Here is a 16,171-nt window from a genome sequence, read left to right on the forward strand (position 1 = left end):
CCCGCTCCGCCGGGCGCGGCCTGCGCTCACGCCCGGTGGAAGCGCCCGCGCCGGTGCAGCAGCGGGTCGTCGCCGGCCTCGTCCTCGCCGACCTCCACCCGCTCGATGAGCGCGGTGACCTCGACCGACCAGCCGATCACGCGCTCGTCGACGAGCCGCACGCCGGCCCAGGTCCGGGCCGTCGCGAGCCGGGGGCCGTCGGGAGTGGCGACGAACTCCGCCTGCCGGAACGGGCCACCGGGCGCCGGCGCCGTGCCGGCGAAGGCCTCCGCGAGCTGCCGATCGGCCCAGGAGAGCAGCTGGACCACGCCGCGCCCGGTGTCGCGGAGCACCTCGAGCAAGTCGGAGTCGGGGTCGATCAGTCCGAGGATCGCCGGCTCGGGTCCGAGGGCGACCAGGAGGGAGGTGACCGTCAGCCCGGCGCGATCCGCCTCGCCGCCGGAGGTCCACAAGGTGACGGCACCGCCGACGCGACCACGGAACCGTCGGGCGGGATCGGGGTCGGCGGCCGCGAACGGGTGACTGCTGTGGATGGTCATCGGTCCTCCCGTCGGGGTACGGCGAACGTCCACTCGGTGCCGTACGAGCCGGTGTCCAGCGTGGCGCTCCCGCCGAGGTCCCGGATCCGGCCCCGGATCGACTCGACGACGCCCAACCGGCCCTCCTCCTCGGCGGCGGCGAGCCGGCCGTCGGCGATCCCGGGCCCGTCGTCGCGCACGCTCACCTCGACCCGGTCGCCGAGGTCCTCGACCAGCACCCAGGCGGGGGCGTCCACGCCGACGTGGCGGTCGACGTTGTCGAGGCAGGCCCGGACCACGGCGACCAGCTCGGTCACGCTGTGGGCCGGCAGGTCGATCGGGCCCGCCGGCAGGCCCACCTCCGTGCGCGGCCGCGACCCCAGGGCGGTCAGCGCCGCGGCGAGGTCCGCCCGCCCGGCGGCCGCGCCCGGCGAGGTCGAGCGGACGGCGTCCTGGGCGCGGATCAGGGCACGCAACGCCTGCTCCTGCGCGCCGGCGGCACGGCCCAGCTCACCGCCCTGGCGCTGCACCAGGGCGAGGACCTGGAGCACGCCGTCGTGGACCGCGCGGGAGAGCCGCGTCCGCTCCGCCGCAGCGGCCGCCTCCCGCTGCGCTCGGTCCCGCTCGGCGGCCATCGCCTTCAGCGACTCGCAGACGAAGCCGACCATGGACCCGCCCAGGAGGAGCAGGAAGACGTTGCCCCAGTCCTTCTGGGCCACGTGGGAGCGGCTGAGCAGGTCGACCGCACCGAGCAGGACCGCCGCGACCGTGCCGCCGCGCCACCCGTAGCGGATGGCCCAGGCCAGCAGCGCGCCGACGATCCAGTAGCCGGGGATGGTCGCCTGGAACCAGGCGCCCTTGACCACCGGCGTCGCGAGCAGCAGCGCCACGGCGAGCGCCAGGTCGGCCAGCAGGACGCCCGGCACCCGCCGCTCGGGGGCGGCGTACACGACGATCGCGGCGCCGGTGGCGGCGACCATCACCCCGACGCAGGTCCAACCGAGGAGCGGATGGTCGAAGTTGTCGCGGTAGACGTTGATCGCCACCGCATAGCCGAGGACGACGACGCGGAGCACCGCGAGGGCGCGGAACATGCGGTCCTCGACCGCGATCGCGGCCCGGGTGGTGGTCGCCCCGTCGCTCACGGTCCCGTCGGTCAGGACGCCAGCTTCCCCTGCTCGCCACCGTCGTGGCGGTCACGACGGGACTCGGCCTTGGCGCGCGTGGCGTACATGTCGACGTACTCCTGCTGGGAGAGCCGCATGATCTCGTACATGATCTCGTCGGTGATCGAGCGCAGGATGAAGCGGTCGTTCTCCATGCCGGCGTAGCGGGAGAAGTCGAGCGGCTTGCCGAAGCGGACGGTCGGGCGGGTGACCCGGCCGAACTTCTTGCCGGGCGGCGCCACCACGTCGGTGCCGACGACGGCGACCGGGATGACCGGGACGCCGGTCTCGAGGGTCAGCCGGGCGATGCCGGTCTTGCCGCGGTAGAGCCGGCCGTCGTGGGAGCGGGTGCCCTCGGGGTAGATCCCGAACAGCTCGCCCTCCGCGAGGACCCGCTTGGCCGACACCAGCGCACCGGACGCGGCGTCCCCGCTGGCCCGGTCGATCGGGATGTTGCCGGTGCCGCTGAAGAAGTTCTTCTGCAGCCAGCCCTTGACGCCCGGCGAGGTGAAGTACTCGGCCTTGGCGACGAAGCGCACCATCCGAGGGATCACCAGCGGCATGAACAGCCAGTCGGCGTACGACAGGTGGTTGCTGGCCAGGATCGCCGGCCCCGTGGCCGGCACGTTCTCGACACCCTCGGCCCGGGGGCGGAAGACGACCTTCAGCAGCGGCCCGAGGGCGACGAACTTCAGGAACCAGTAGAACAAGCGACCGAACCTTCCCCATCGACCAGCACCCGCCCGGACGGACGCACTGAGACGGATCCTAGCGGTGGTGCGGCACAATCTCGCCATGCCGCCGAGCGCCCCCGACCGTGGGACCGACCAGACCGCACCGCTGACGATCCCGGCCCGCCCCGAGCGGACCGGCGGCCGGCGCATCGGCGTCCTGCTCAGCCACGGGTTCACCGGCTCGCCGGCCTCCATGCGGCCGTGGGGCGAGCACCTGGGCACCCTCGGGTACGGCGTCGCCGTCCCGATCCTGCCCGGTCACGGCACCACCTGGCAGGAGCTCAACCGCCTGCGCTGGGACGACTGGTACGCCGAGATCACCCGCGCCTTCGACGCCCTGCGCGCCGAGCACGACGCGGTCGTCGTCGGCGGGCTGTCGATGGGCGGGGCCCTGGTCCTGCGGCTGGCGGCCGACCGGCCCGACGAGGTGGCCGGCGTCATGGTCGTCAACCCCGCGGTCGCCACGAAGCGGCTCGACGTCAAGCTGCTCCCCGTGCTCAAGCACCTCGTGCCGTCCTTCCCCGCGATCGCCGGGGACATCAAGAAGGCCGGCGTGGTGGAGCACGGCTACGACCGGACCCCGCTGAAGGCCATCCACTCGCTGATGCGGGCCTGGCCGGGACTGGTCGGCGACCTGCACCGGATCACCGCTCCCCTGATCTACTTCCGCTCGGCCCACGACCACGTCGTCGACGAGGCCTCCGAGCCGATCGTCCTCGAGGGCGTCTCGTCGACCGACGTGACCCGGGTCGCGCTGCCGGAGAGCTACCACGTGGCGACCCTCGACAACGACGCCCCGACGATCTTCGAGGAGTCGGGGGCGTTCGTCGCCCGGGTGACGTCCCCGGCGGGGGCGTAGCCTGAGGACGTGCAACGGGACGACCCGGACTACGACGACGCGGCCTGGCAGGCCATCGTCGACAACTACGGCGAGCGCGTCGAGCTGGAGGCGAGCGACGACGATGCCGCCGAGGGCGCCGAGGACGACGCCGACCCGGGCCCGGCACCCGCGTCCGTCGACGACGACCGCTACGCCGACCGGTACGACGACGACCTCGACCCGTTCGACGACGAGCGCTTCGTCCCCGCGCAGGCGCCGCCCGTCCCCGTGCCGCCGCCGGACCGCATGCTCGCCTGGCTCGGGGTGTTCGGCGCGCCGGCGGTGCTGCTGGTCTTCTTGATCCTCGGCCTCGGCATGCCGTCCTGGCTGGGCTGGCTGCTCGTCGCCTGGTTCGTGGGCGGATTCTGCTATCTCGTCGTCCGCTCCCCCGGGCCGCCCCGCGACCCGTGGGACGACGGGGCGCGCGTCTGAGCCTCGACCCGTGGACCGACCGTCCCGACGCGGACGGTCAGGAGCGGCCGTCCCGCGCCAGGAGCGCGGCGCCGATCGCCCCGGCCTCCGGGCCGAGCCCCGCGGGGACGAGCTCCGGCACCGAGCGGTAGGCGGTGCCCTGGAGCGAGCCCGCGAGCGCGCGCCGGGCCGGGCCGAGGAGCAGGTCGCCGACCGCCGAGACGCCACCGCCGACGACCACCACCTCGGGGTCGAAGGCCGAGACCAGCGCCGCCGTGCCCACGCCGAGCCAGGTACCGATCGAGGCGAACGAGTGCAGGGCCACCTGGTCGCCCGCGAGGGCCAGGGCGGTGACCTCGGGGCCGTCGAGATGGCGGCCCAGCGCGACCCGGGTGACCCGTTCGAGCGCGCGACCGCTGCAGTACTGCTCCCAGCAGCCGCGCAGGCCGCACTCGCAGGCCAGGCCGTCGGGTACGGCCTGCATGTGACCGAACTCCCCGGCCAGGCCGTGGGCGCCGCGGATCACCCGGCCGTCGAGGACGACCGCACCGCCGATGCCCGTCCCGATCGTGATGAGCAGCGCGGACCGCACCCCGCGCGCGGCGCCGGCCACCAGCTCGGCGTACGCCGCGCAGTTGGCGTCGTTGTCGAGGACCACCCGGGGGTTCGGCCCCCGGGGACCGCCGCTGGGGGCTCCGCCCCCAGACCCCCGTTCCATCTGCTCCAGGCGCCGTTCGATCGAGCGCCGCACGGGCGCGTCGCGCCAGGGCAGGTGGGCGCCGAAGAGGAAGCGCTCCCCGGTGGCGTCCACCAGGCCCGCGGCCGAGACGCCGAGGGCCGCGGGCGCGCCGGCGGCGTACACGTCTCGCGCCGCGAGGGCCACCGCCTCCTCGACCGCGTCCGGGCCGGCGGACACCCCCGGCATCGGCCGGGTCGCGGTCGCCTCGAGGACTCCCGCGGCGGACAGGCGGACCGCGAGCACCTTGGTGCCGCCGACATCGACGCCGACGTACGTCTCGCCCATCCTCACACCCGGGCGAGGTCGGCCGCGCCGATCACGCCGGCCCGGTTGCCGAGGACCGCGGGCACGATGGCGGCGCGGGGGCGGTAGCCGCGGCCGGTCAGCTCGCGGTCGAAGGCCGCACGGATCGGGTCGAGCAGCAGGTCCCCGGCCGCGGCCACGCCGCCGCCGACGACGACGACGGCCGGGTCGAGGACCGCGACCAGCGAGGCGATGCCGTGCCCGAGCCAGCCGCCGAGCTCGGCGAGCCGGGCGAGCGCGAAGGCGTCGCCGTCCTGCGCCGCCGCGGTGACGTGGGGGCCGGTGATGGACTCCGGGCCCCCGCCGGCCCGGGCGAGCAGGTCGGCGGCCGCCGCGGGGTCGGCGATGGCGGCCGCGCGGGTGGCGCGGACCAGGGCCGTGCCGCTGGCGTAGGACTCCAGGCAGCCCCGGTTGCCGCAGCCGCACGGGAGCCCGTCGGGTACGACGCACAGGTGGCCGATCTCGGCGGCGACGCCGTGGGCACCGCGCAACAGCCGACCGCCGGTGACCACGCCGCCGCCGACGCCGGTGCCGACGGTGACCATCAGCTGGTCGTCGGCCTCGCGGCCCGCGCCGTGGCGGAACTCGCCCCAGGCGGCGGCGTTGGCGTCGTTCTCCACCACGACCGGCAGTCCGGTGCGGCGGGCCAGGTCCGTGCCGAGCGGCTCGTTGCGCCAGGCGATGTTGGGGGCGAAGAGCACGGTCGAGCGGTCGGCCGCGACGTAGCCGGCCGCCCCCACCCCGACCGCACGCACCGGGCGCCCGCCCGCTCCGCCGGCCAGGTCCGCGACGAGACCGGCGACCGTCGTACCGATCGCGGCGGGGTCGGCGGCCGGTGACTCGACCCTGGCCTCGGCGACGACCGTCCCGTCCGCAGCGACGACGGCACCGGCGATCTTCGTGCCGCCGATGTCGATCCCGCAGGTCAGGTCGCCGGTCACGGCTGCGCGTCCGGCCCGTCGTCGAGGTCGATGTGCTGCACCTCGGGCCCGCGCGCGGCGCCGGAGCCGTCGGGCGGCCGGGGCGCCGTCTCGAGGAGACCGGCCGCGGCCTGGAGCAGCGACGAGGCGGCGACCGCCAGGTGGGCCTTCACCTCGGGCGAGGTCTGCCGGACCGCATGGACCACCCGGCACAGGGGGCAGTAGCGGCACTCGGTCGCGTCGGTCGCGAGGTGCTCATTGACGTCGTGGGCCATCGCCGCGGCCTGGCCCGCGAGACCGCCCAGTCCCCCGGCCGCGTCACCGGTGTGCTGCCGCGCCAGGTCGGCGAAGGCGCCGAGGAGCCTCATCGCCTCCTCGCCGACGCTGCCGACGTCGTCGTGTCCGCTCCGGCCGTCAGGCCGGTCGTTCGGCTGCTCGTCGGTCATCGGGCCTCCTTCCCGGTCGCCACGGGATCGGGCTCCGCGAACCGTACCCGCAGCTCTCCCTCGACCACGCTGGCGCCTGCCACCCGCAGCCGGGCCAGACCCGGCGGGAGCGTCATCAGGCGGCGGTACGAGCCGACGGTCATCACCAGCTCGTCGCCGTTGCGGGCCAGGTCGACCTCGGCGCGGGAGACGAACGGCAGCGCGAGGTGGGCGACCGCGCCCGACGGGCCGCGGCTGACGCGGAACGGGCCCTCCCCGGTCGGCACGGCGAGCGGGTCGGCCCCGGCGTAGAGGCCCGTGGCGAGGGTGGTGAGCGCGTCGACGCCCACCGGCTCCGTGGCCTGGTACTCCGAGGCCCACACCGGCAGGCCGCCGAACGACTGGGACACCTCGCGCAGTACCTCGGTCTGGGCCGCCACCCAGCCGGCCCGCCAGGGGTCGCCGTCGCCCGCCGGGAACACCCGGTTGGCGACGACGCCGTCGACGCGATAGCCGAAGAGGCACAGGCTCGTGTAGGCGCGACGGGCCTCGGCGAGCACGACCTGCTCGGGCGTCAGCACCAGCCGCACACTGGCCCCCGGCCCGGAGAGCAGCGCGTGGACGTCGTCGAGCTCGCCGTGCAGGCGCGTGATCGCCTCGAAGACCGCGTCCCCCGGCATCGGCACGCCGGCCGCGCGGTTGAGCACGGGGCGCAGCGCCTTGACGAGCCGGCGCTGGATCGGCAGCAGCCGCTCGAGGTACCAGCCGAGAGCCTCGGGCAGCGCCAGCAGGCGCAGGGTCTCGGCGGTCGGCGCGCAGTCGACGACGATGACGTCCCACCGCCCGGAGCGGGCGTGCTGGCGCAGCTCCAGCAGGGCCAGCACCTCCTCGGCGCCGGGGATGACCGTCATCTCCTCCGCCGCCACCGGATCCATGCCGACGGCGTCCAGCACGGAGAGCAGGTAGCGCTGGATGTCCGCCCACGACTGCTCGAACCGCAACTGGGCGTCGACCTGCTGGAGGTGGAGGCCGGGTGCCACCTCGGTCGGCTCGGCCCCCGGGTTGGTCGAGCCCGACGAGACCCCGACCGCGCCGTAGGCGTCGGCCAGGGAGTGCGCGGCGTCGGTGGAGATCACCAGCGTGCGCAGGCCGCGTGCCGCCGCGAGGGCGGCGGTCCCGGCGGCGACGGTGGACTTGCCGACGCCGCCCTTGCCGGTGAAGAGAACGATCCGCACGCCGGGGATCAGCCGCCGGACTCGACGCGCTTCTTCAGGCCCTTGAGCGCGGTGTCGATGAGGATCTTCTCGCCCTTGCGCTTGAGCATGCCGATGAGCGGGATCGAGACGTCGAGGGCCAGGCGGTAGGTGACCTCCGTCGCACCACTCGTCTCGCGCAGGACGTAGGCGCCTTCGAGTGCCTTGAGCATCTTGCCCTCGACCAGGCTCCAGGTGACCTGTCGGTCGCCGTCCCAGACGTAGGACAGGGTGTACTCGTCCTTGATCGGCGACACGTCGAGGGCGAAGAACACCTCGCGGGCGCGGCCCGCCTGGGCCGGGTCGCTGTCGTCGTACGACGAGCGGACCTCGGCGATGGTGACGCCCTTGGCCCACAGCGGATAGGCCGCGAAGTCGGCGATGACGGCCATCACATCCGCGGCGGGTGCGTCGACGACGATCGACGAGGACGTCTGCTCGGCCATGCGGGAAGGCTACCGGACCGGCCGGCGGTAATCTGCCCAGGTGCGCGAGTACTCCACCCCGCAGACCATCGAGATCCCCACGACCGGCAGTCTCACCGACGACGTGGTCCGCAACGCGGCCGAGGCACCGCGGGCCGTGCAGTTCAGCCGGGCCACGGCGGACGGCGGCTGGGACGACGTCACCTGCGCCGACTTCCTCACCGAGGTCACCGCCGTGGCCAAGGGACTCCTGGCCGCGGGCCTGCAGGCGGGCGACCGGGTCGCGATCATCTCTCGCACCCGCTACGAGTGGACGCTGCTCGACTACGCCATCTGGTTCGCCGGCGCGGCGACCGTCCCGATCTACGAGTCCTCCTCCGAGGAGCAGATCAACTGGATCCTCTCCGACTCGGGCGCTCGGGCGATCGTGTGCGAGGACGCCGCGCACCGCGGGCGCGTCGAGGCGACGCGGGAGCAGCTGCCCGCGCTCGAGCACCTGTGGACGCTCGACGACGGCGCCGTCGCCACGCTCACCGCGCTCGGTGCGGGGGTCAGCGACGCCGACCTGGAGGCGCGGCGTGCGGCGGTCGGTCCCGGCGACCTCGCCACCCTGATCTACACCTCCGGCACCACCGGACGCCCCAAGGGCTGCATGCTGACCCACGACAACTTCCAGACCGAGCTCTGCGTCGCCGTGGCCGAGCTGGAGCGGCTCTTCGTCGCCGAAGGCGCCTCCACGCTCCTCTTCCTGCCGCTGGCCCACGTCTTCGCCCGGATCATCCAGGTCGGGTGCGTGAAGTCCCGCACCCGCCTGGGCCACAGCGCCGACATCAAGAACCTCCTCCCCCAGCTGGCGACCTTCCGTCCCACCTTCATCCTCGCGGTGCCGCGGGTCTTCGAGAAGGTGTTCAACACCGCGTCACAGAAGGCCACCGCCGACGGCAAGGGGAAGATCTTCGACCGGGCCGCGGAGACGGCGATCGCCTACTCCCGCGCGCTCGACGGTGGTCGGGTGCCGATGCGGGTCCGCGCCCAGCACGCGCTCTTCTCCCGGCTCGTCTACGGCAAGCTCCGCACGGCACTCGGCGGGAACTGCGCGTTCGCCGTGTCCGGCGGCGCTCCGCTCGGGGACCGGCTCGGCCACTTCTACCGCGGGATCGGCGTGACCGTGCTCGAGGGCTACGGCCTGACCGAGACCACCGCCGCGCTCACCGTGAACCTCCCCGACGCGCAGAAGGTCGGCACCGTCGGGCGCCCGATCCCCGGCACCGCCGTACGGATCGCCGACGACGGGGAGCTGCTGTTCCGTGGCGGCCAGGTCTTCACCGGCTACTGGAACAACCCGCGGGCGACGGCCGAGGCGATCGACGCCGACGGCTGGTTCCACACCGGTGACGTCGGCGAGGTCGACGACGAGGGCTTCGTGCGGATCACCGGGCGCAAGAAGGAGATCCTGGTGACCGCCGGCGGCAAGAACGTCGCCCCCGCGGTCCTCGAGGACCGGGTGCGGGCCGCGGCCCTGGTCAGCCAGTGCCTGGTCGTCGGCGACGGCCAGCCCTTCATCGCGGCGCTGGTCACCATCGACGAGGAGGCGTTCCCGGCCTGGGCCGAGCAGCACGGGAAGTCCGGCAAGGTCGCCGACCTCGTGGACGACGAGGACCTTCGGGCCGAGGTCCAGGCGGCGGTCGACGAGGCCAACAAGGCGGTGTCGAAGGCCGAGTCGATCAGGAAGTTCGCGATCCTGCCGACGGACTGGACCGAGGAGGCCGGGCAGGTCACGCCGAGCCTGAAGCTGAAGCGGAACGTCGTCATGCGCGAGTTCCGCGACGAGATCGCCGCGCTCTACGGCTGAGGGTCCCTATCCCACGGGACCCGCGGGGGACCATAGTCCCGACGGACCATCCCGCAGGTTGCGATCGGACATCATTCGGCTGCATTTGGCGATTTCGCTCCCTCCACCGGCGCCGTCTTCGCTAGCCTCGCGGTGCGCTGCAGCCGGGAGCAGCGGGACTCACACATGGGGAGCGGGAGGGCTCTGAAGTGGACCGTCGCAGATTGTTGCTCGTCGTGGCAGCGGTGATCGCCGCGCTCGGTGTCGGGCTCGTCTTCGTGTTCGCCCGCGGCGCCGAGTCCCGAGCGGCGGAGAAGTACCAGACGACCAGGGTCGTCACGGTCGCGGCGGGGAAGACCGTCCTCCCCGGCGAGAGCATCAAGTCCGCCCTCGACACCGGCAAGCTCGCCGAGACCGAGGTCCCCCAGGGGCAGGTCCTCGAGAACGCCCTGCGCCAGAGCGATCTCGGCGACCTCGACGGCAAGGTCGCGCTGACCACGCTGTACGCCGGCGAGCAGCTGCTGTCGACGAAGTTCGGCGGCGTCGGCGACACCGTCGACGTCGCGTCGCTCCCCCTGCCGCAGGGGATGATCGCCAAGCCCGAGTCCTTCGACCTCCCGGTCGGCTCGTTCATCGAGCCCGGTTCGCAGCTGGCCGTCTTCTTGACGATCAACCCGGCGACCCCGACTTGTCTGCTCATCGACCGCGTGACCGTCCTGTCCAAGGGCGCGCAGACGACGACCGCGGTCGAGGACGGCGTCACCGAGGGCAGCGCCCCGGCCCTGCACCTCGCAGTCACCCAGCAGCAGTTCGAGTGGCTCCAGGACGGCCGGGAGCGCGGCAAGCTCTCCGTCGCGCTGCTCAACTCGGAGAGCGAGGTCCAGCTCGACAAGACAGGACCCTGCGCCACCATCCGCGACAGCGAGTGAGGTCGTCTCATGCCGGTTCTGGTCGAACAGGATCCCACCGTCGTCGACAGCCTGGTCCGGGCCATGCCCACCGGCTCGCAGGCCGTCGCCACCACTGAGCGCGCGCTGGCCTGGCTCGACCAGCACCCCGACGAGTACGTCGTCGCGCTCGGCCCGTCGGTCGAGCTGCTCGCGGCCCTGGCCACGGCCGAGGAGCTGCGCATCAAGCGACCGACCGTCAGCGTCGTCCTGGTCCGCGACCACTTCGACACCGAGGTGCTCACCCGCGCGATGCACGCCGGGGTGCGCGACGTCGTCGTCGCCGGAGGCGACGAGAAGGCCCTGACCAGCGCCATCGAGCGCGCCCACCAGCTCTACCAGGCGCTGCGCGGTCCGGGTGGCGCCCGCCAGCTCGGCCGGGTCGTCACCGTCTTCTCCCCCAAGGGGGGTGTCGGCAAGACGACCTCGTCGGTCAACCTCGCCCTGGCGCTGACCGACCGCGGTGCCCGCAAGGTGTGCCTGGTCGACCTCGACCTCGCCTTCGGCGACGTCGCCATCACGATGCAGCTCTTCCCGACCCACTCGATCGAGCAGGCGGTCGGCTCCGAGGACTCCATCGACCTCGCCATGCTCGAAGGACTGCTGACGCGGCACCAGGACACGCTGACGGTCCTGGCCGCGCCGGCCCACCCCGACGTGCGGGAGCGGGTGACCCCGCTGCTCATCTCCCGGATCCTGCGCGCCCTGCGCGACGGCTTCGACTACATCGTCGTCGACACGTCGCCCTCGTTCGACGACGCGACCCTCACGGCGCTGGACGAGACCGACGAGTGCGTCATCGTCGCCACGCTCGACGTACCCACGCTCAAGAACGTGAAGGTCGCCCTCGAGACGATGGACATGCTGAGCATCGCCCGGGGACACCGGCACCTGCTACTCAACCGCGCCGACGACCAGGTCGGCATCAGTGTCGAGAAGGTCGAGGCGATCCTCGGCATGCCGGTCAGCGCCCAGGTCGCCACGGCGGTCGACATCGCGGCTGCCACGAACGCCGGCACGCCGATCGTCTCGCACAAGCCGGGCCACCCGGCGAGCCTCGCCTACGCGCACCTCGCGGCGTCGGTGACCGGCGAGCCGATCCCCGCGCCGGCGGCCGCGGCGCCCCAGCAGACCGAGGCGCCGCGCTCGCGCGGGCTGTTCCGGCGCGGGAGGAGCTAGTGTCCAGTCTCTCCGAGCGTCTCGCCGCCGCCCGCCGTGAGGCCGCGGCCCAGGGCCGGCACGCCGCCACGCCGGGCGCCGACGCCGAGCTCCTCGCCGACGTCGTCTCCGCCACCGAGCCGGCCGCCGGGGCACGGCTCCCCGGCGTCACCACCAGCACCCCGCCCGCGGCGCCCGCCACCCCGGGATCGGTGGGCGGCGAGCGCAAGGCCCCCGGCCCGCTGTCCTCGCGCGCCGCCGCCGCGGCCGGCGACGGCAAGGGCGGGCGCCGGATCGCCGGCGACTCCGACCGCCTCGAGGACCTCAAGTCCAGCGTGCACGTGGAGCTGATCAAGGAGCTCGGCCCCCACCTCTACGACGCCGAGATGGACCAGGACGAGCTGGACCGGACCGTCCGCACCGTGCTGTCCGACGTCCTCGGCGCCCAGGACCGGCCGCTCAGCGCAGCCGACCGCGCCCGGGTCACGCAGGAGATCACCGACGACATCCTCGGCTACGGCCCGATCGACCCCTACCTGCGCGACCCCGAGGTCTCCGAGGTCATGGTCAACGGTCACGACGACGTGTGGCTCGAGAAGGACGGCCGCCTGGTCAAGGTCGAGGCACACTTCGCCGACGAGGCCCACCTGCGCCGCACGATCGACAAGATCGTGTCGCGGATCGGCCGGCGCGTCGACGAGTCCTCCCCCATGGTCGACGCCCGCCTCCCCGACGGCAGCCGGGTGAACGCGATCGTGCCACCCCTGGCGATCGACGGGTCCGCGCTGACCATCCGGAAGTTCTCGACCGACCCGCTCACCGTGCAGGACCTCATCAACTTCGGCTCGCTGACGCCGCAGACGGCCGACTTCCTCGACGCGTGCGTGCGCGGCCGGCTCAACATCATCGTGTCGGGCGGCACCGGAGCGGGGAAGACGACCACGCTCAACGTGCTGTCGTCCTTCATCCCCACCGACGAGCGCATCGTGACGATCGAGGACGCCGCCGAGCTCCAGCTCAAGCAGGACCACGTCGTCCGGCTGGAGTCCCGGCCCGCCAACATCGAGGGCAAGGGTGCGGTGACGATCCGCGACCTGGTACGCAACAGCCTGCGCATGCGCCCCGACCGCATCGTCGTCGGCGAGGTCCGCGACGCCTCGGCGCTCGACATGCTGCAGGCGATGAACACCGGCCACGACGGCTCCATCTGCACCCTGCACTCCAACGGCCCGCGCGACACGCTCTCGCGCATGGAGACGATGGTCCTGATGGCCGGCATGGAGCTCCCGATCCGCGCCATCCGCGAGCAGGTGGCCTCGGCGGTCGACCTGATCGTGCACCAGACCCGCTTCAAGGACGGCTCGCGCCGGATCACCCACATCACCGAGGTGGAGCGGATGGAGGGCGACATCATCACGCTCCAGGACGTCTTCGTCTTCGACAACTCCGCCGGCTTCGACGAGAACGGCCGGGTCCTCGGCCGGCTCCGCTCGACCGGTCTGCGACCGAAGTTCCTGGAGAAGCTCGCCTACGCCAACGTCGCGGTCGACCCGACCATCTTCCGGACGGAACGCATCTGATGCGCGGGCAGCGCACTGTCCGCGGGCGCGCCCGTGCGGTCGCGTCGCTGCTGGCCGTCCTCGTCGCCCTGCTCGCCCCGCTGGTGCCCGCACCGGCGTACGCCGTCGACGGCGGCATCGCCCACGTGGAGTCGACCGGCGACGGGATCCGGATCCTCGTCGACGTCCCCGCCGGCGTGCGGGTGGACCTGTCCGGCGTGAGCGCCACGCTGGACGGAGCCGGGCTGGAGGCGACCGCGACCAGCACCAACGCCGGCTCCGCGGTGCGGCGCACGACCGTGCTGCTCATCGACACCAGCAACTCGATGCGCAAGAAGGGCCGCTTCGAGGCCGCCCAGCGAGCCGCCACGACCTATCTGGACACCGTCCCCGACGACGTCGAGGTCGGCATCGTCACCTTCGACAGCACCGTCGAGGTCGCGCTCGAGCCGACCACCGACCGGGTCGCGGCCCGCACGGTGATCGGCGGCCTGACCCTGCAGCGCAACACCCTGCTCTACGACGGCATCATCGCCGCCACCGAGGTGGCCGGCACCAGCGGACAGCGGGCCCTGCTGCTGCTCTCCGACGGTGCCGACGCGGGCAGCAGCACCACGCTGGAGGACGCGACCGCCGCGATCGAGGACGCCGGCACCCGGGTCCACATCGTCGGGCTGGACCTCCCCGCCGGCCAGCTCGCCCCGCTGCGCACGGTCGCCGCGGCCGGCGAGGGCGACGTGATCACGTCCAGCGGCGCCGCCCTGGCCGCGGCGTTCGCCGAGCAGGCCGAGGCGCTGGCCGACCAGGTGCTCGTCACGGCGCCGCTCCCGGAGGGGTTCTCGGCCGATGTCGCGACGGTCCAGGTGACCCTCCCGACGAGTGCCGGCGAGCCGGTCGTGGCACGTGCCCTGGCCCAGATCGAGGCCGCCAGCACTCCGGGGGCCGCCGCGCCGCTGCCCACCATCTCCGCGGAGAGCGCCGGCTGGACCGCGCCGGCCTGGCTGCTGTGGGTCGGCATCGGCGTGTTCGCGTTCGGCCTGGTCGCGGTTGCGCTCCTGCTCGTCCCGCCGCGACCGGCGCCGATGAGCATCGCGGACCGCGTGACGGCGTACAGCACACGGGTGTCGGGACTCGAGGAGCGCGAGCAGCACAAGCCACAGGCCGACCCGGTCCTCGACCAGGCCAAGGCCGCGGCCGCGGGCATCCTCGAGCGCAACAGCGCCCTCAACGACCGCATGACGCGGCGCCTCGCGGCGGCCGGCAGCGAGTTCAAGCCGTCCGAGTGGCTGCTGCTCCACATCGGCACGGTGCTCGCGGGCGGCGTGATCGGTCTCCTGCTCGGCCGCGGCAGCATCATCGTGGGCCTGCTGTTCCTGGTGCTGGCGTTCTTCCTGCCTCCGCTCTACCTGGCCTCCATGGCGGGACGGCGCCGCCGCGCGTTCGACGCCGCCCTGCCCGAGGTCCTGCAGCTGCTGTCCGGGGCGCTGAGTGCCGGCCTGTCGCTGGCCCAGGCGGTCGACACCGTCGTGCGCGAGGGCCCCGAGCCGATCGCCTCCGAGTTCAAGCGGGTCCTCGTCGAGGCGCGGATCGGGGTGGCGATCGAGGACGCCTTCGAGGGCGTCGCCGCGCGCTTCCAGAGCAAGGACTTCGGCTGGGCCGTGATGGCCATCCGGATCCAGCGCCAGGTGGGCGGCAACCTCGCCGAGCTGCTGACGACGGTCGCCGCGACCATGCGCGAGCGGCAGTTCCTGCGCCGCCACGTCCGGGCGCTCTCCGCCGAGGGCCGGATGTCCGCCATCATCCTGTGCGCCCTGCCGGTCCTGTTCCTGCTGTTCCTCTTGCTCGTCAACCGGGAGTTCCTCGACCCGCTGATCAACGACCCGCGCGGCTGGATCCTGTCCGGCTTCGGCGTGGTGTGGATGGCGATCGGGTCGTTCTGGATGTCGCGCATGGTCAAGGTGGAGGCGTGATGCTGCTCCTGCTCGCCTTCATCCTCCTCCTCGGGGCCATCGCCGCCGTCGGTGCCGCGTTCGCCAAGGAGCAGCCCGACGGCCTCGCCCGCGCGCTCGAGGCGCTGGAGCGCTCCGGGCAGCCCGGTCGCGAACTCGCCGAGGAGGCGGACCGCCCGTTCGCGGACCGTATCCTCGCGCCTTTCCAGGCCCGGGCCCTCAGCGTCGGTCGTCGTCTGACCGGCGCCGACAAGGCGGACCGGATCCGGCGCCGGCTCGACTTCGCCGGCAACCCGCGCGGCTGGACCATCGACCGGGTGCTGTCGCTGAAGGTCCTCTGCGCGGTGGCCCTCCCGGTCCTCGTCGTCGCCTACGGCGCCCTGCTCGGCGGGTCGATCCCCACCCTGGTCATCATCGCCGTCGCGGCGGCCGCGCTCGGCTTCTTCGCGCCCGACCTCTACCTCTACAACAAGGCGGCCCACCGGGCCGACCAGATCCGCCGGTCGCTGGCCGACGCCGTCGACCTGCTCACGATCAGCGTCGAGGCCGGCCTCGGCTTCGACGCCGCGGTCCAGCAGGTCGCGCGCAACACGACCGGCCCGGTGGCCGAGGAGTTCTCCCGGGTGCTGCGCGAGATGCAGCTCGGCATGAGCCGTTCCGACGCGCTCAAGTCGATGGGGGCACGCAGCAACGTCGAGGACCTCAACACCTTCGTGGGCTCGATGGTGCAGGCCGACGCCTTCGGCATCCCGATCGGCCAGGTGCTGCGCGTGCAGTCCGGCGAGATCCGGGTGAAGCGGCGCCAGTACGCCGAGGAGAAGGCCCAGCAGGTGCCGGTCAAGATCATGGTCCCGCTGATCCTGTTCATCCTGCCGTGCCTGTTCGTCGTCGTGATGGGCCCGGCCGTGTTGAACGCGATGGACGCGTTCAACGGCAAGTGAGCGGGCGGCAGC

16 protein-coding genes are annotated in these 16,171 nt (G+C 73.4%); 8 read left to right on the forward strand and 8 right to left on the reverse strand.

The genetic code is table 11. The annotated features are described in order from the left end of the window. Positions 1-26: 26 nt before the first annotated feature. From ACPZVR_RS04235 to ACPZVR_RS04245, 3 genes are read right to left on the reverse strand one after another with little or no spacing between them, the layout of a single operon-like run. A complete protein-coding gene (locus ACPZVR_RS04235) occupies positions 27-539 on the reverse strand; it encodes a flavin reductase family protein (protein WP_436698328.1) in 513 nt (170 codons plus the stop codon). Beyond that, positions 536-1,663: a MacS family sensor histidine kinase gene (macS, locus tag ACPZVR_RS04240; RefSeq protein ID WP_436698329.1), complete on the reverse strand. Its 1,128-nt coding sequence runs from the start codon at positions 1,661-1,663 to the stop codon at positions 536-538. The genes ACPZVR_RS04235 and macS overlap by 4 nt, the downstream gene beginning before the upstream one ends. Positions 1,664-1,674: 11 nt before the next feature. Beyond that, on the reverse strand, positions 1,675-2,394 hold the full coding sequence (locus ACPZVR_RS04245; RefSeq protein WP_436698330.1) for a lysophospholipid acyltransferase family protein: 720 nt from the start codon (positions 2,392-2,394) through the stop codon (positions 1,675-1,677). An 85-nt stretch (positions 2,395-2,479) separates the two neighbouring features. Between ACPZVR_RS04245 and ACPZVR_RS04250 the strand changes: the two genes are divergently transcribed. Then, complete coding sequence (locus ACPZVR_RS04250; protein WP_436698331.1) at positions 2,480-3,277, forward strand: alpha/beta hydrolase; 798 nt, start codon at positions 2,480-2,482, stop codon at positions 3,275-3,277. A gap of 9 nt (positions 3,278-3,286) precedes the next feature. Continuing rightward, the gene (locus tag ACPZVR_RS04255) at positions 3,287-3,730 is read left to right on the forward strand and encodes a hypothetical protein (RefSeq protein WP_436698332.1); all 444 of its coding nucleotides are present in this window, start codon (positions 3,287-3,289) and stop codon (positions 3,728-3,730) included. A gap of 37 nt (positions 3,731-3,767) precedes the next feature. On the opposite strand, the gene ACPZVR_RS04260 is transcribed toward ACPZVR_RS04255, so the two are convergent. From ACPZVR_RS04260 to ACPZVR_RS04280, 5 genes are read right to left on the reverse strand one after another with little or no spacing between them, the layout of a single operon-like run. Next, on the reverse strand, positions 3,768-4,733 hold the full coding sequence (locus ACPZVR_RS04260) for an ROK family protein (RefSeq protein WP_436698333.1): 966 nt from the start codon (positions 4,731-4,733) through the stop codon (positions 3,768-3,770). 2 nt (positions 4,734-4,735) lie between these two features. Next, positions 4,736-5,692, reverse strand: a complete 957-nt coding sequence (locus ACPZVR_RS04265; protein WP_436698334.1) for an ROK family glucokinase — start codon at positions 5,690-5,692, stop codon at positions 4,736-4,738. After that, the gene (locus ACPZVR_RS04270) at positions 5,689-6,117 is read right to left on the reverse strand and encodes a hypothetical protein (protein WP_436698335.1); all 429 of its coding nucleotides are present in this window, start codon (positions 6,115-6,117) and stop codon (positions 5,689-5,691) included. The genes ACPZVR_RS04265 and ACPZVR_RS04270 overlap by 4 nt, the downstream gene beginning before the upstream one ends. Further along, positions 6,114-7,331 carry an ArsA family ATPase gene (locus tag ACPZVR_RS04275; RefSeq protein ID WP_436698336.1) on the reverse strand — a complete coding sequence of 406 codons (1,218 nt, stop codon included), beginning with the start codon at positions 7,329-7,331 and terminating at the stop codon, positions 6,114-6,116. Before ACPZVR_RS04275 ends, ACPZVR_RS04270 begins: the two co-directional genes overlap by 4 nt. An 8-nt stretch (positions 7,332-7,339) precedes the next feature. Further along, positions 7,340-7,795 (reverse strand): SRPBCC family protein, encoded by a 456-nt coding sequence (locus tag ACPZVR_RS04280; RefSeq protein ID WP_436698337.1) that lies wholly within the window; start codon positions 7,793-7,795, stop codon positions 7,340-7,342. 40 nt (positions 7,796-7,835) lie between these two features. Between ACPZVR_RS04280 and ACPZVR_RS04285 the strand changes: the two genes are divergently transcribed. From ACPZVR_RS04285 to ACPZVR_RS04310, 6 genes are all read left to right on the forward strand, one after another. After that, positions 7,836-9,626, forward strand: coding sequence for an AMP-dependent synthetase/ligase (locus ACPZVR_RS04285; RefSeq protein WP_436698338.1), 1,791 nt, complete (start codon positions 7,836-7,838; stop codon positions 9,624-9,626). Positions 9,627-9,841: 215 nt separating this feature from the next. Continuing rightward, positions 9,842-10,534 carry a CpaB family protein gene (locus ACPZVR_RS04290; protein WP_436698339.1) on the forward strand — a complete coding sequence of 231 codons (693 nt, stop codon included), beginning with the start codon at positions 9,842-9,844 and terminating at the stop codon, positions 10,532-10,534. A gap of 9 nt (positions 10,535-10,543) precedes the next feature. After that, on the forward strand, positions 10,544-11,731 hold the full coding sequence (locus ACPZVR_RS04295) for a CpaE/TadZ family protein (protein ID WP_436698340.1): 1,188 nt from the start codon (positions 10,544-10,546) through the stop codon (positions 11,729-11,731). After that, entirely contained in the window at positions 11,731-13,290 is a 1,560-nt protein-coding gene (locus ACPZVR_RS04300; protein WP_436698341.1) for a TadA family conjugal transfer-associated ATPase, read from the forward strand. The genes ACPZVR_RS04295 and ACPZVR_RS04300 overlap by 1 nt, the downstream gene beginning before the upstream one ends. After that, on the forward strand, positions 13,290-15,239 hold the full coding sequence (locus ACPZVR_RS04305; RefSeq protein WP_436698342.1) for a type II secretion system F family protein: 1,950 nt from the start codon (positions 13,290-13,292) through the stop codon (positions 15,237-15,239). Before ACPZVR_RS04300 ends, ACPZVR_RS04305 begins: the two co-directional genes overlap by 1 nt. Then, on the forward strand, positions 15,239-16,159 hold the full coding sequence (locus ACPZVR_RS04310; RefSeq protein ID WP_436698732.1) for a type II secretion system F family protein: 921 nt from the start codon (positions 15,239-15,241) through the stop codon (positions 16,157-16,159). Before ACPZVR_RS04305 ends, ACPZVR_RS04310 begins: the two co-directional genes overlap by 1 nt. The last annotated feature ends 12 nt before the right edge of the window (positions 16,160-16,171 follow it).

The organism is Nocardioides segetis (assembly GCF_051390595.1).
Classification (GTDB): domain Bacteria; phylum Actinomycetota; class Actinomycetes; order Propionibacteriales; family Nocardioidaceae; genus Nocardioides.